The organism is Pseudomonas sp. LBUM1641, assembly GCF_059716235.1.
In genome coordinates this window covers 1,945,775-1,960,236 of sequence record NZ_CP166815.1, presented here as the reverse complement: position 1 = coordinate 1,960,236, position 14,462 = coordinate 1,945,775, and the positions used below count along the sequence as shown (strand labels likewise).

Here is a 14,462-nt window from a genome sequence, read left to right as displayed (position 1 = left end):
GCTCGACCTTCACAATTTCGCAATATTTAAACCGCCCGGCGGCTAAATAACCCCTTATGATGGCGATATTATTTCGACATGTTTCAAATCCGGCACCCGCCATAGGGATTTACGTTCATCTGCCTGGCCTTGCCAGCCCAGGATCGGGCGATTTTGAAGCGATCGAAAACCGCCCGATGGAGCCCAGTTTCATGAGTAAGAGTGTCATCCGCAAACGCCTGGCGTCCGCCGCCTGGGTCCTTGGCGTATTGCTGTTCATTTATTGCTTCCCGCGTACCACCCTCGTGTTTCTGCTGTTGGTGATGTTCTGCGGGCTGTACGACTTCCTGCGCAATGGCTTGTACGACGGCCCGACCATCAAGAAGTACTTCGTCGGCAACGGCCGCAATACCTGGCTGCTGGCACCGTTCAACACGCTGTTTGATTTGTTGAGCCTGCGCAATCGCCACGTTTACAAGATGAACGACCTGCCGCCAGCCTGGCGCGAAGACCTGCAAAAGGTGATCGACGACGCCATGGCCAACAAAGACGAAATCATCCAGTACCTGGATGAGCGCATGGCCGAGAAAAAACGCGGCATGCTGTTTTTCCAATGGTACGGTCGCCCGATCGAGACCACCCTGGATATCCCGCAACTGCGGGAAAAACTGCCCTACGTGAAAACCATCGGCGTGTCGGTATTCAACGAAAACCGTTCCACCTCGTTTCACTTCGGCCCGCTGCGCATGATGTTCCGCGTGCTCTACAACATGGCACCGGCGCCCCATCACGACGGCGTGTACATCCAGGTCGGCAAGCACAAGCACTACTGGCACGATGACCCGCTGTTTATCTTCGATGACACGCTGATGCACGCCTCCTTCAACAAGAACGACGCCAAGCGCTACTGCCTGTTTATCGATATCGTGCGGCCAACCCTGGTGCCGTCCTTGCTTAACGGCCTGATCGCGGGCTTTGCCGGAGCGGTCTTTACCTTGCGGCGGTTTTTCTACAAAAACTGGAAGCTGATTCAGTAACTTCTGCGGCATGATGGTGCGCGACGGTGTTTGCGCTCGGCTCCAGTGCCGGGGAAAATGCCAGTCCAATGCGACCGAAAACGGCGCGCACTATCCTCAAGCCACGGGCCTTCCATGGTCCGGTGGCCGTGCTTTCAGGGAATCAGAATGCCCCAAAGACAAGTCATCAATGCCTCCGTAAGCCCTAAAGGCAGCCTCGAAACGCTGTCGCAACGTGAAGTCCAGCAACTGAGCGAAGCCGGTACCGGCAGCATCTACACCCTCTTCCGTCAATGCGCCCTGGCCATCCTCAACACCGGCGCGCACATCGACAACGCCAAGACCATCCTCGACGCCTATAAAGACTTCGAAGTCCGTATCCACCAGCAGGACCGTGGCGTGCGCCTGGAACTGTTGAACGCTCCGGCTGACGCTTTCGTCGATGGCGAAATGATTGCCAGCACCCGTGAGATGCTGTTCAGCGCCCTGCGCGACATCGTCTACACCGAAAACGAACTGGACAGCCAGCGCATCGACCTGAGCAGCTCCCAGGGCATCACTGACTACGTGTTCCACCTGCTGCGCAACGCCCGTACCCTGCGCCCGGGCGTCGAGCCGAAGATCGTGGTGTGCTGGGGCGGGCACTCCATCAATACCGAAGAATACAAATACACCAAGAAGGTCGGCCACGAACTCGGCCTGCGCAGCCTCGACGTGTGCACCGGCTGCGGCCCCGGCGTGATGAAAGGCCCGATGAAGGGCGCGACCATTTCCCACGCCAAGCAACGCATTACCGGCGGGCGCTACCTGGGCCTGACCGAGCCTGGGATCATCGCCGCCGAGGCGCCGAACCCGATCGTGAATGAACTGGTGATTTTGCCAGACATCGAAAAGCGCCTGGAAGCCTTCGTGCGCGTCGGCCACGGCATCATCATCTTCCCGGGCGGCGCCGGCACCGCCGAAGAGTTCCTGTACCTGCTGGGCATCCTGATGCACCCGGACAACCGCGACGTGCCGTTCCCGGTGATCCTCACCGGGCCGAAACACGCCGCGCCGTACCTGCAACAGTTGCACGCGTTCGTCGGCGCAACCTTGGGTGAAGCAGCGCAGGCCCACTACCAGATCATCATTGACGACCCGGCTGAAGTGGCACGGCAGATGACTGTCGGCTTGAAAGCGGTCAAACAGTTCCGCCGCGAGCGCAACGACGCGTTCCACTTCAACTGGCTGCTGAAGATCGACGAAGGCTTCCAGCGCCCGTTCGACCCGACCCACGCTAACATGGCCAGCCTGCAACTGAGCCACGCCCTGCCGCCGCACGAACTGGCGGCCAACCTGCGCCGGGCGTTCTCCGGGATCGTGGCGGGCAACGTCAAGGACAAGGGCATCCGCCTGATCGAGCAGAACGGGCCGTATGAGATTCATGGCGACCCGGCGATCATGAAGCCGCTGGACGAGTTGCTGAAGGCGTTTGTGGAGCAGCACCGGATGAAACTGCCGGGCGGCGCGGCGTATGTACCGTGCTACCGCGTGGTGCAGTGAGTCAGCGCTGAACCGCTACGCACTTGATCTCCAGCAGCAAGCCTGGATTGGCCAGTTCTGATACGCCAATGACCGTCCAGGCGCACAACCCTCGCGGGAACAGGCGGTTTTTCACTTCACGGAAAACCGCCATGTGTTCGCTCAGGTTCACGTGGTAGGTGGTCATGTCGACCACGTCTTCGAAGGTACACCCGCCCTCCTCCAATACCAGCCGCAGGCTCTCCCAGGCTGCGATGAACTGCGCCTCGGGGTCGGCGATGACTTCCAGGTTTTCCGTGCGGCCGACCTGGCCTGCGCAATACAAAGTCTTGCCGACTTTTACCGCAGGAACGTAGCCGGCGCGCTCGACGATGGGGTGCATGGAGGTGGGGATGATGAGGTGGCGGTCGGTCATATGTTGTATCTCTTTGAGCTGCAGTATTCGATGCTGGAAAGAAAGCGGTTGGGCTATCTTTTTACCGCCTGGCAATACTCAGCGCATCCAAAACTTTGCCCAAGGAACCTGATCAATGAACAGCAAACCTGCCCCTCAACCAAAAAACGTCAGTGTTCAAGCGCTGAAAGGTTTGATTCGCTGCCCCGATAAACCGATCAGCATCGATCAGATGACACAAGCCTGCGCCAAACAGGCGTCAAAATCCTCCTAGCTGGCTGGAACTCTCTTTCACGGTTCGCGTAACCTTCGGCCTATCCGCGTCATACACATGACGACTGACCCAAATCTGGAAGAACCAAAGTGCGCAAACTCACACTACTTTTCCTGACGCTGATCCCCACTCTCGCCCTCGCCGAAGCCATCACCTGGCCCGACCTGCCCGACACCTGCTTCGTCAGCGGTCGATCCGCTACCAGCCAGGATGTGGACACCGGTTGTGCGGCGTTTCTGATCAATGTGAAGGGCAAGCCGGCAGGCACGCCGATCAAGCTGGATATCCCGCAATACGCGATGCATGTTGACGAAGGCACAGGCAAGGAAACACCGGTGATCCTCATCCAGGCGGAAGAGAACGGTGATGTAAAAGCCGTGGGTTACAAGGAGCTCGGCACCGGCCAGTTGGGCGCGGCGCTGCTCAGGGAAGTTCGGCTTCTGGGTACTAAGAAGCCGATTTAAGCCAATGGAAAACGGTCAGCGAACCCAACCACCGCCTTGCCAGTGATAGCCATCATTGCGCTGTACCCAGTGCGGATGCACGTAGCGATAACCCGGTCGCTCCGGCTCCCAGTGACCATGCACCGCCACATACCGCCCGCCTTCCCAACGCCAGTAGCCACGCGACCACAGGTAACCTGGCCGCCCTTCCGGCTCGACCTCAATGACCTGCACCGGCGGCGGTTGCGGCGCGATGACTTCTACATATTCACGCTGCACCGGTCGTCGATCATGCACGACCCGCTCCTCTACACACCCGGAAGCCGCGACGACCAGAGCCGCCAATGCCGCATAACGTAACAACATACAGAATCCTCGGGCGTCACCGCCCAGCGTTTACACCAGTAAAAATGCCCCCTTGTTCCAGCCGCGCTCCTGCTTGGCTATAAGACTTTTTAACAGGTGCCAACTGTCAGATTGCTGAACCCACGGGCGGACGGCAGGTAAAGAAAAACTGACCCTGAATCAAGGCGGACCGAAACGCAGCAGCACCGCGTCGACGAATCGCCGCAGCTTGGCGGTGCGCTGACGGTTCGCGGTGTAGAGCAGATGCATTTGCCGGCTCGGCGCCTCAAAATCCGGCAGCAGGCGTACCAGTTCGCCGCTGTTCAAGGCCGAACGTAAAAAATCTTCAGGCCCGAGCACAATCCCAAAGCCATCCCGCGCGGCAGACATCAGGGCCCGGCTTTCATTCACGTGCAGGCGGCTGGCGACCTGCGCCTTGTGCAACACGGAGCCTTGATAGAACGACCATTCGCGATCAGCCGGGCGTGACCAGTAGGCGTATCCCAGGCATTCGTGGTGCTCAAGGTCTGCGGGCGTCAGCGGCGTACCCCGCTCGGCCAGGTATTTCGGCGCCGCGCAAACTACCAAGCGGTAAGGCTGCAGCGGCCTGGCGGTGAGGCTGCTGTTCGCCAGGGGGCCGATGCGAAACGCCACTTCGTAGCCCTCCTCCACCAGGTCGACAAACCGATCGGTCAGGTGCAGGTCAATTTCGACCTCGGGGTTGTCCCGTAAAAATTCGGTCACCAGTGGCATCAGGCTGTAAGAGCCAAAGGTCACGGGAGCGCTGACCTTGAGCTTGCCCCGTGGCGTGTCGTTCATGATCTGCGCGAGGGAGTCCGCCGCCTCTGCTTCCGTCAGGATATGTTTGCAACGCTCGTAGTACGCGCTTCCCAGCTCCGTCAGGCTTTGCCGGCGCGTGGTGCGGTTGAGCAAGCGTGCGCCCAGTCGCTGCTCCAGCGCCGCCACATGCTTGGCCACCATCTGTGCTGACATACCCAGGCGCTCGGCCGCGCGGGCGTAGGACCCCAACTCGGCAGCCATCACAAAGGCACTCATGCTTGATAGGCGGTCCATCATTCACCACTCTCAGTAACAACACCAAGGCCAGAACGGCCATTTATCCTCACCCAGTAGCCAATCATCATAACGACTCTCTCACCCAAGGAGCATCGACATGAAAATTGGCATCATCGGAGCAGGCTTTATCGGGCGCGCTGTTGCGCAATTGGCGTTGGCCGCCGGCCATGAAGTGATGTTGAGCAACTCCCGTGGCCCGCAGTCCATGAGCAGCGTGCTGAGTGGCATTCGTGGGGTTCAAGTGGGCACCGCGCAAGACGCGGCGCAATTTGGCGAATTAGTGTTGCTGGCCATTCCGTTCGAGCATTACCGCAGCGTGCCGGCGCAGTGGCTGGAAGGCAAAACCGTGATGGATGCCAACAACTACTACCCGAATCGCGACGGCCATATTCCCGTGCTCGACCGTTTCGAAACCACCACCAGCCGGTTGGTGGCCGAGCACCTGTCGCAGTCGAGTGTAGTGAAAGTGTTCAATGCCATCCTGGCGCCGGACCTGACCCAGGACGCCCGCACCCGCGGTGCGCCGGACCGGCGTGCGCTCCCGGTCGCAGCGGATGACCCGGCAGCCAAGGCGCAAGTCATCGCCCTGCTGGACGAGATCGGCTTCGACGCAGTGGATGCCGGCGGGCTGGATGAGAGCTGGCGGTTTGAACGCGCCAAGCCGGCGTACTGCATACCTCTGGATAAAGAGGGACTGAAGGCCGCGTTGGCGGCTGCAGACCGCCAGGTCGAGTTGCCCGCGCACTGGTAACACCTGCAAAAAACCCGCTGACCGTTGCCGGTTCAGCGGGCTTTTTTTACATCGGGTTGATCCTGAATCAGGACCTCGCCAACGTCTTACAGCGCGATGTCAGAAGCTGGCTTGCTCGGCTCAGCCGCAGGCTTGGCAGCCTCGGTGGCTTTTGGAGCAGTCAGTTGCGGAATCGCTGGCGGAGGCGTCAGTTGCAGAATGTTGGCGGTGTAGGCCCATTCTTTAGCCACAGCTTCCGGGCTGTCGTTCAGCTTGGTGCCGTAGCTAGGCACGATCTGGTGCAGCTTTTCCTGCCACGCCGGGGAAGCAACCTGTTCCTTGAACACTTTCTGCAGCACGGTCAGCATGATCGGAGCCGCGGTGGACGCGCCTGGCGATGCACCCAACAGGCCTGCAATGGTGTTGTCAGCCGAGCTGACCACTTCGGTACCGAGTTTCAGGACGCCGCCCTGCTCTTCGTCACGCTTGATGATCTGCACACGCTGACCGGCTTGCCACAGGCGCCAGTCTTCTTTCTTGGCGTTCGGGAAGTACTCTTGCAGCGCCTTAAAGCGGTCGTCATCCGACAGCATCAGTTGGCCGGCGAGGTACTCGACCAGTGGGTATTCGCGGATACCGACTTTGGTCATTGGCCAGATGTTGTGGGTGGTGGTGCTGGTCAGCAGGTCCAGGTACGAGCCTTCTTTCAGGAACTTGGTCGAGAAGGTGGCGAATGGGCCAAACAGAATCACGCGCTTGCCATCCAGCACGCGGGTGTCCAGGTGCGGAACCGACATCGGCGGTGCGCCAACGGAAGCTTTACCGTAGGCCTTGGCCAGGTGCTGCTCGGCAATCGTTGCGTTATCGGTCACCAGGAACGAACCGCCAACGGGGAAGCCCGCGTATTCCTTGGCTTCAGGAATGCCCGACTTCTGCAGCAGGTGCAGTGCACCGCCGCCCGCGCCGATGAACACGAACTTGGCGTCGGTTTCAGTCTTGGTGCCGTCTTTCAGGTTTTTGTAGCTGACACGCCAGGTGCCATCGGCGTTCTTGGTGATGTCCTGCACTTCGCTCGACAGTTTCAGGTCGAACTTCGGCGTGGTTTGCAGGTGAGCGACGAACTGGCGGGTGATCTCGCCGAAGTTCACGTCCGTGCCGATCGGGGTCCAGGTGGCCGCGATTTTCTGGTTCGGGTCACGCCCTTCCATCATCAGCGGGACCCACTTCTTGATCTGAACCGGGTCTTCGGAGTACTGCATGCCGGCGAACAGCGGGCTCGCTTGCAGCGCTTCGTAACGCTTCTTCAGGAACTTGATGTTGTCATCGCCCCACACGAAGCTCATGTGCGGAGTGGAGTTGATGAACGAACGCGGGTTCTTCAGGACGCCCTGCTGAACCTGCCAGGACCAGAACTGACGGGAGATCTGGAACGCTTCGTTGATCTCGACCGCTTTCGGGATTTCAACGTTGCCGTTCTTGTCTTCCGGGGTGTAGTTCAGCTCAGCCAAAGCCGAGTGACCGGTACCGGCGTTGTTCCAGCCGTTGGAGCTTTCTTCGGCCACGCCATCAAGGCGCTCGACCATCTCCATCGACCAATCCGGTTGCAGCTCATTGAGCCACACACCCAGGGTCGCACTCATGATGCCGCCGCCGATCAGCAGCACATCGACTTTCTTTGCCTCTTCCGCGTGAACGGAGGTGATCCCCATCGACAAAGCCAGCCCCAGCAGGGCAGTGTTTACTTTTTTAAACATCAGTAGCACCTATGATAAAACGCCATCCGCCCCACCGCCCCTGATCATGGGCAACCCTCAATCACGCTGCGCCAGGCAACGCACCGCGGGGTTTGCACATTCATTCGGGGACCGCAGGGTGGGCACACAAGGCCGACGTATCGACCTCACTTTTATGTCCCTTCTGCGCTGACTTCTTATCATTATTGGCTTCAGCTACCTGGGCGACAGCCAACCGCCGGGACGTATACGGATGTACGTACCCGATAGAGACTAGACCAAGATGGCGCGCAGAATATCACGCTCGGCGCCTTATATGGACTCACCGGTCGGGCGGCCATCAGTTCGCCAGTTTTTAAGATCCGTCTCATGTGCCTCTAAATCACAGCATGGCACTATGGATTGGCTTACCTGACGGGTAGGCAGACAACCTTCCTTCTCTTAAAAGAGGCACTGCAATGCTGAACAAACTGAGCCAACTCACCCTCGCCTGCGGCGCTTGCTGGTTGCTGGCCGGCACCGCACAGGCGGCGGACGGGCAGATCGAATTCACCGGTTCCGTCACCGATAACGCCTGCACCATCACCACCGGCGACGTGAACAAGTCGGTGACTCTGGACCCGGTGCGCATCGCTGACTTCGCGCCCACCGTGGGTTCGGTGCTCACCGATAAAGCCAAGCCGTTTTCCATCAGCCTGGACAACTGCAGCACCGCGACCCGTAAAAACGTCGCGATCACTTTCAGCGGCCAGCAAGACGCCAGCGACCCGACATTGCTGGGCCTGACCGGTGAAAACCAGGTGCGCGGTATCGCGATCCAGATCACCGACTCCCGTAACGGCACCAAGCTGCCACTGAACACGCCGACCGCCGATTACGACCTGCGTGCACAGTCCAACACCTTTGACTTCACCGCTGCCTACGTGCGCACCGTCGCCGACACCACCACCGGTGAAGGCGACGACGCGGTGACCACCTCCGGCATCAGCACCGGTCAGGTGCACGCGCTGGCCAGCTTCGACGTTACCTACAAGTAATTGCTCGTCAACACCGTGGGCCTGGCGTTTGCGCGCCGGCCCGCGGGCTTTCGGAGGTCCCCTGTCATGCGTTTGAAAGTCTATCTTCTGCTCGCCCTGCTGCCGCTCTGGCACAGCGCTGCCAACGCCGCGGTCACCGTCGGCGCCACTCGGCTGATCTACGACGGCGCTTCCAACGAAGCCAACCTGACCGTCAGCAACCGCGACGACACCTCGCCTTACCTCGTGCAGTCCTGGGTCAGCCACTTCGGCAGTGGCAACGAGGAAAGCGTCGATAATTTTATCGTCACGCCGCCGCTGTTCCGCCTGGATGCCGACAAGGAAAACATCCTGCGCATCATTTTTACCGGTGGCCCCGAGGTGCCCCAGGACCGCGAAAGCCTGTTCCTGATGAACGTCAAGGCAATCCCGGCCATGAGCGACGATCAAAAAGGCAAGAACGTGCTGCAGATCGCGCTCAAGACCACGATCAAGCTGTTCTACCGCCCGGCCGGCCTCAAAGGTTCGCTCAAGGACGCGGTGGCGCAAGTGAACTGGAAGGCCCAAGCGGGTGCATTGGCCTTCAATAACGCCTCCAAGCTGCACGTCGTGGTCAGCGAACTGAAGCTCAACGGCCTGCCGATCACCCAGGCGCCGGATGTGCTGCGCCCAGGCGAAGCGCGTGAGCTGCCGATCCAGGCAAAGGCCGGCGATGAAGTGCAACTGAGCTACATCGATGACTACGGCAGCATCGTGACCGCCCCCGTCATCCGCATTCACTGATACCCACGCGACAACCCCGGAACGCCTTTTCAGGAACGACCATGCTCCGTTCATTCCCATTCATGCGCCGTTGCGCCGTGAAGGCTTTCGGCTGCCCGCTCGTGGCCGCCGCCGCCTTGCACTTGGCCCCCGCACACGCCGGCTACGAGTTCGATGCGTCGTTTCTCGAAATCGGCGGCGGGCAGAGTTCGGCCGCTGTGAAACAACAGGTCAGCGCCATGAGCGACGGCCAGTTGCCGGGGATTTACCGGGTGGATATCCAGCTCAACCAGCGCTCGATCGAACAGCGTGATGTGCGCTTCATTCGCGCCACCGGCACCCAGGAACGCTCGAGCACCGGCCTGTTCCCGTGCCTGGATGTCGAGTTCTTCCGCGCCCAGGGCGTGGCCGACACGGCCCTGCAAAACCGCACCGACGCCGACCCTACCTGCATTGCGTTCGATCAGGGCCTGGCCGGCGTGAGCTACGACTACGACTTCAACCGCCAGATCCTGTCGATTGAAATCCCCCAGGCCTACCTGGGCAGCATTCCTTTTGAAGTGCGCCGTCGGCAGTGGAGCAACGGCGAGCAAGTGGCGTTCACCAATTACAGCTTTACCGGCAGCACCGTGGAGTCCGACAGCGGCCGCCGCCAGGACCAGTTCGGCAGCCTGCGCAGCGGCGTGAATGCCGGGGCCTGGCGCCTGCGCAATTTTTCGACCTGGCAAAAAGGTAGCACCACGCCCGGGCGCTGGGAGTCACTGGAAACCTACGCCCAGCGCGACATGGGCAACATGATGGCGATCGCCACCCTGGGCGATTCCACCACCGAAGGCGACCTGTTTGACGCCATCCCCTATCGCGGGCTGGGCATCGCCTCGGACCTGGACATGCTGCCCGACCAGGCCCGCGAATTCGCCCCGGTGATTCGCGGCATTGCCAATGGCCGCTCGCGGGTGATCATCCGCCAGCGCGGCTATGTGATCCATGAGCAATGGGTGCCGTCGGGGCCGTTCGCCTTGACCGACCTGTACCCCACCGCCAGCAATGGCGACATCGAAGTCACCGTGGAGGGCCCGGACGGCCGGCGCCAGGTCTACACCCAGTCGTTCTCGTCGGTGCCCTACATGCTGCGTGAAGGCCAGCAAAGCTATTCGGTATTCGCCGGCCAATACCGCCCGGCGCAATCGTCCTTTGTGCAGCAAACCCCAACATTTATCCAGGCCTCCCTGCGACGAGGTTTGAGCGGCAGCACCACGCTGTTTGGCGGCAGCCTGCTGAGTGATCAATACAACGCCGGCCTGCTGGGTTTTGCCCACGACTTTGCCGGCTTCGGCGCGATCTCGGTGGACGTGACCCACGCCCGCAGCGACGCCATGGGCCGGGAGAAAACCACCTCCAGCGGCCAGTCGTTTCGCTTTCGCTATTCCAAGTCCCTGGCGGCCACCGACACCAACTTCAGCCTGATCGGCTACCGCTACTCCACCGGCGGCTACTACTCGTTCAACGAAGCGCTGAACAGCCGCAGCACCGAGCAAACCCTGGACACGTACCGCAGCGGCCACATGAAAAGCAACTTCACCGCCAACGTGTCGCAGCAATTGGGCGGCTACGGCGGGGTGTACGCCAACGTGTCGAAAACCGCCTACTGGGACAAGAGCAAGGCCGACACCTCGATCCAACTGGGATACAGCGCGAGCGTCGGGGACATTTCCTACTCCCTTGGGCTGGGCCTGAACAAAGGCGCCAACAGCGACGATCGCAGCCTGTCCCTGAGCATCAGCATGCCCCTGGGCGGCACGCGCAGCCAGCGCGTTACGGCCAACATGAACCAGAGCGCGCGTGGCTCGGCATCACGCACCGCGACCCTGAGCGGCAACGCGTTCGAGGACGATACGCTGGCCTACAGCGCGGGTGTGTCGCAGCAAGTCAGCGGCGCGCAACGCCAGACCGGCGGCACCTTCGCCGCGCAATACGACGCGCCCAACGCGATTGTGCGCGGCGCCTATAACGAGACCACCGGCAGCCGCCAACTGGACATGGGCGTCGAAGGTTCGGTGGTGGCGTATGGCAACAACCTGATGTTCAGCCAGCCACTGGGCGAAACCAACGTGATCGTCGCAACACCGGGCGCCGCCGACGTGGGCATCAGCAACAAGCGTGGTGTGCGCACTAACCGCAATGGCTACACCGTGGTGCCGCAGGCCCTGCCCTATCGCAAAAACCGCGTGTCGCTGGACACCCAGTCGATGCCGTCTGACGTCGACATCGCCGAGCCGGTGCAGGAAGTCACGCCGAACCGTGGCGCCTTTGTGCTGGCGGACTTCGACACCCGGCGCGGCCAACGCATCCTGTTTCGCATCAGCGACAACCTTGGCGAAGCAGCGCCGTTTGCCGCCCGCGCCGAATTGTTCGCCCCGGACGGCCGCGCCCTCGGCAACACCCTGGTGGCCGACAAAGGCCGCGCGTTCCTGACCGGCGTGCCGCCCGAGGCGCGGTTGCTGGTCAGCGTCGACGGCCAGCAGTGGTGCAGCCGCGAATTGAAGCTGGACGACACAAAGCCTGCCGAGGGCGGGATTACCCAACTGAATATTCAATGTGAGCGCGCGGCCGGTGGGTCGGGTGCCAAGGATTCCTGACATGATCGTTAAAGCAACACATAAGGTACGTGGACGGCTGATGCTTGCGCTGTTGTGCGCAGTATTGAGCTGCCTGTCACAACAGGCGCACGCGTTGGTCGAGGGAAACCTCAACTGCACAGTGCCGGGTTTTCCGAGCGGCGGTTACACTTTTACGCCCGGTCAGGCGATCAGAATCGTCTACGAGGGTACGTGCACCGTTCGCCGTGCATTCCCCTATTCCGCCGGCTTAAATTCGCAAGTCAATTACCTGAGCGGCCCGGATCAAGCCCCGTTGAGATTGACCGACCCGTATCACAACATCTACTTATCCAATCTGCCCATCGGCCAATACAGTAACAATTGCCTGGGCGGCTATTGCCGGCCTCTGCCCCTGAATACCGTGGTGCCTTACCGCTACATTCTGGTGGGCACTGCGCCCCGAACAGCAGGCACACGATTTGTAGCTGTAGCGCTGGGCGTGACCTCGCAAAACTGGCTGGGTTATGGCGAGTGGTTCATGCAAACACTATTTCAATACACCGTCGTTCCACCGGCGTGCAGCCTGAGTTCACCCGGCAGCGTCGACCTGCGCTTTGGCTCCATCAGTAACGCCGACCTCAGCAACCAGATGCAATCGACCACTGTGTCGATCAACTGCAAGTCCGCGATGCGCGCCAACGTCTACCTGCTGCCCAACCAGACGGTAGTCAACGCCACCACCGGCGTGACGCGTACCTCACTGGCAGGTTTGAACATGCAGGCGCTGTGGACCGACACCCTGAACCCGGTGAACTTCACTACCCCGCGCTTTATGCAGTTACGCGTGGGCAGCAATGACGTAAACCTGAGCTTCAAGCCACAACTGGCGGCCGGGCAATCACCGACGGGTGCGTTTCAGACCCAATACACGCTGAACATCGACTATCAATGAGGGCCTTGCCATGAAAATTCCGCTGCTCGCCCTGGTGCTGCTCAGCACCACCGCTCACGCTACCGACGTGGTGAACATCACCGTCAGCGGCACCCTCACCCGCCCACCGTGCGTCTTGAGTACCGGCACCACCCTCACCGCCGCATTTGGCGATGTACGTACCGACCAAGTGGCGACCACCGGCGCTGTGGAAGTGCCGGTGCGCTTGAAGTGCTCGTCGGGTTCTTCGCTCAACGTCAGCTTCACGTCCAATAACGGCACCTACACCTCCACCGTGGCCAAGACCACGGCGGATAACCTCGGTGTGTCGTTGCTGTGGGCGGACAACACGGCGGCAGACCTCAATGGCACCGTCAAGAAATACACCAACCTTAGCGGCGACGTGGATATCAGCCTCAAGGCGCAACTGGTCGAACGCGGCACGCTGGCGCCGGGCGCGTTCACCTCGTCCATGGTCATGACGATCAATTACCTATGAAAGCGCTCGCCTGGATGCTGCTGGCCGTGGCCGGCACCGCCCTTGCGCAACCGGCGGATGAAGCGCAGATCGACGTCAGCGGCAAGCTGACCGCGCCGCCGTGCACCGCGAGGTTTCCGAGTACGCAACAGGTGGACCTGGGCAAGGTCAACCTCAACCAGTTGGCCGACGACAGCACCGTCGTCACCGATGTGCCGCTGGTCTTCGACTGTCAGGCGGGCGCTCACGTCGAGCTGAGTTTGTCGGCGAAAATGGGCCGGGCTATCAGCGTCAACCCGGTGTTGCTCACCACTCTCCCATCCCTGGGGTTGCAGGTGCAATTGCGTGACAAGACCGACAAGCCGGGGATCGGCCTGGGCCAAACCGGCACCTGGCCGGTAGAAGGCGAACCGTTGGCGCTGACCCTGCGCGTCAAGCCCGTGTCCCTGGGCGAGCTGCCCGAAGCGGGTAGCTACAAAGCCACCCTGTTGATGCAGATGACGTACCGCTGATTACTGAAACTGCCGGGCTTCGATGCAATAGGTCAGCAGCGCCTGGTCACTGTCCACGTCCAGCTTGCGCATGGCCGAAATCTTCTGCGCGCTGACGGTCTTGTTGCTGCGGCTCAACTGCCGCGCGATATCGCTCACGCTCATGCCCGTCACGAATAAACGCAGCACTTCCATCTCCCGTGGCGACAGGCTCTGGAAGCGCGCCTGCACCTGGGTCACATTGGCCAAGACCGAAGTCGCGGCGGGCTCCGGTGCGCGGTAACTGCGCTGGGCACTGATCGCGCCGAGGGCTTTTTCGATCTCGCCGTGCAGGTGGTTTTTCTGGATCACCCCGGCCACGCCCAGCTCCTGCAAACGCGTGAGAATCAGGCTGTTGGAAATCATGGTCAGCACCAGCACCTGGGTCGCGGGAAAGTGACGCAGGATGTACTCGATCAGCTTTAACCCATCGCCATAGGTGTCGTCACCCGGCATGTTGAAATCGGTGATCAGGACTTGCGGCCGGTGCTTGCGCAACTGCTCGATCAGTTGACTGGAACTGACCGCCTCGCCCACCAGGCTGTAGCGCGAATCACGCTGTACGATTTCGCGTACGCCCACCAGCACGATCGGGTGGTCATCGGCGATCACAACGTTCATTTCTCGCATTTT

Annotated in this window: 16 protein-coding genes; 11 read left to right on the top strand and 5 right to left on the bottom strand. The window is 60.7% G+C overall.

Annotation, left to right across the window (positions count from 1 at the left end; all coding sequences use genetic code 11):
* Positions 1–191: 191 nt before the first annotated feature.
* A complete protein-coding gene (locus tag ACA046_RS08930) occupies positions 192–1,016 on the top strand; it encodes an aspartyl/asparaginyl beta-hydroxylase domain-containing protein (protein ID WP_497676294.1) in 825 nt (274 codons plus the stop codon).
* Positions 1,017–1,163: 147 nt separating this feature from the next.
* The gene (ppnN, locus tag ACA046_RS08925; RefSeq protein ID WP_003218868.1) at positions 1,164–2,537 is read left to right on the top strand and encodes a nucleotide 5'-monophosphate nucleosidase PpnN; all 1,374 of its coding nucleotides are present in this window, start codon (positions 1,164–1,166) and stop codon (positions 2,535–2,537) included.
* A gap of 1 nt (position 2,538) precedes the next feature.
* Here the strand turns inward: ppnN and ACA046_RS08920 are convergent, their stop codons facing one another.
* Positions 2,539–2,931, bottom strand: a complete 393-nt coding sequence (locus tag ACA046_RS08920) for a RidA family protein (RefSeq protein WP_167662602.1) — start codon at positions 2,929–2,931, stop codon at positions 2,539–2,541.
* Positions 2,932–3,046: 115 nt separating this feature from the next.
* On the opposite strand from ACA046_RS08920, the gene ACA046_RS08915 reads away from it, so the two are divergent.
* Positions 3,047–3,184 carry a hypothetical protein gene (locus ACA046_RS08915; RefSeq protein WP_167662603.1) on the top strand — a complete coding sequence of 46 codons (138 nt, stop codon included), beginning with the start codon at positions 3,047–3,049 and terminating at the stop codon, positions 3,182–3,184.
* Positions 3,185–3,273: 89 nt separating this feature from the next.
* Positions 3,274–3,648, top strand: a complete 375-nt coding sequence (locus tag ACA046_RS08910; protein WP_497676293.1) for a hypothetical protein — start codon at positions 3,274–3,276, stop codon at positions 3,646–3,648.
* A gap of 15 nt (positions 3,649–3,663) precedes the next feature.
* On the opposite strand, the gene ACA046_RS08905 is transcribed toward ACA046_RS08910, so the two are convergent.
* Together ACA046_RS08905 and ACA046_RS08900 are read right to left on the bottom strand one after the other, a co-directional pair.
* On the bottom strand, positions 3,664–3,993 hold the full coding sequence (locus ACA046_RS08905) for a YXWGXW repeat-containing protein (RefSeq protein ID WP_497676292.1): 330 nt from the start codon (positions 3,991–3,993) through the stop codon (positions 3,664–3,666).
* A gap of 159 nt (positions 3,994–4,152) precedes the next feature.
* Complete coding sequence (locus tag ACA046_RS08900; protein ID WP_497676291.1) at positions 4,153–5,028, bottom strand: LysR family transcriptional regulator; 876 nt, start codon at positions 5,026–5,028, stop codon at positions 4,153–4,155.
* Between the two features lie 118 nt (positions 5,029–5,146).
* Between ACA046_RS08900 and ACA046_RS08895 the strand changes: the two genes are divergently transcribed.
* A complete protein-coding gene (locus tag ACA046_RS08895; RefSeq protein ID WP_497676290.1) occupies positions 5,147–5,800 on the top strand; it encodes an NADPH-dependent F420 reductase in 654 nt (217 codons plus the stop codon).
* An 86-nt stretch (positions 5,801–5,886) separates the two neighbouring features.
* Here ACA046_RS08895 and mqo read toward each other — a convergent pair whose 3' ends face one another.
* Complete coding sequence (gene mqo, locus ACA046_RS08890; RefSeq protein WP_076017264.1) at positions 5,887–7,533, bottom strand: malate dehydrogenase (quinone); 1,647 nt, start codon at positions 7,531–7,533, stop codon at positions 5,887–5,889.
* Positions 7,534–7,970: 437 nt separating this feature from the next.
* Here mqo and ACA046_RS08885 point away from each other — a divergent pair, with 437 nt between their 5' ends.
* From ACA046_RS08885 to ACA046_RS08860, 6 genes are all read left to right on the top strand, one after another.
* Positions 7,971–8,549 carry a fimbrial protein gene (locus ACA046_RS08885; protein ID WP_497676289.1) on the top strand — a complete coding sequence of 193 codons (579 nt, stop codon included), beginning with the start codon at positions 7,971–7,973 and terminating at the stop codon, positions 8,547–8,549.
* A gap of 66 nt (positions 8,550–8,615) precedes the next feature.
* The gene (locus tag ACA046_RS08880; protein WP_497676288.1) at positions 8,616–9,311 is read left to right on the top strand and encodes a fimbrial biogenesis chaperone; all 696 of its coding nucleotides are present in this window, start codon (positions 8,616–8,618) and stop codon (positions 9,309–9,311) included.
* 41 nt (positions 9,312–9,352) lie between these two features.
* Positions 9,353–11,929, top strand: a complete 2,577-nt coding sequence (locus ACA046_RS08875) for a fimbria/pilus outer membrane usher protein (RefSeq protein ID WP_497676287.1) — start codon at positions 9,353–9,355, stop codon at positions 11,927–11,929.
* A 274-nt stretch (positions 11,930–12,203) separates the two neighbouring features.
* Positions 12,204–12,842 carry a fimbrial protein gene (locus tag ACA046_RS08870; RefSeq protein WP_497676286.1) on the top strand — a complete coding sequence of 213 codons (639 nt, stop codon included), beginning with the start codon at positions 12,204–12,206 and terminating at the stop codon, positions 12,840–12,842.
* 10 nt (positions 12,843–12,852) lie between these two features.
* Positions 12,853–13,320: a fimbrial protein gene (locus tag ACA046_RS08865; RefSeq protein ID WP_459027099.1), complete on the top strand. Its 468-nt coding sequence runs from the start codon at positions 12,853–12,855 to the stop codon at positions 13,318–13,320.
* A complete protein-coding gene (locus ACA046_RS08860) occupies positions 13,317–13,811 on the top strand; it encodes a fimbrial protein (protein ID WP_497676285.1) in 495 nt (164 codons plus the stop codon). Before ACA046_RS08865 ends, ACA046_RS08860 begins: the two co-directional genes overlap by 4 nt.
* Here the strand turns inward: ACA046_RS08860 and ACA046_RS08855 are convergent, their stop codons facing one another.
* On the bottom strand, positions 13,812–14,459 hold the full coding sequence (locus ACA046_RS08855; RefSeq protein WP_258344438.1) for a response regulator: 648 nt from the start codon (positions 14,457–14,459) through the stop codon (positions 13,812–13,814).
* Positions 14,460–14,462: the final 3 nt, after the last annotated feature.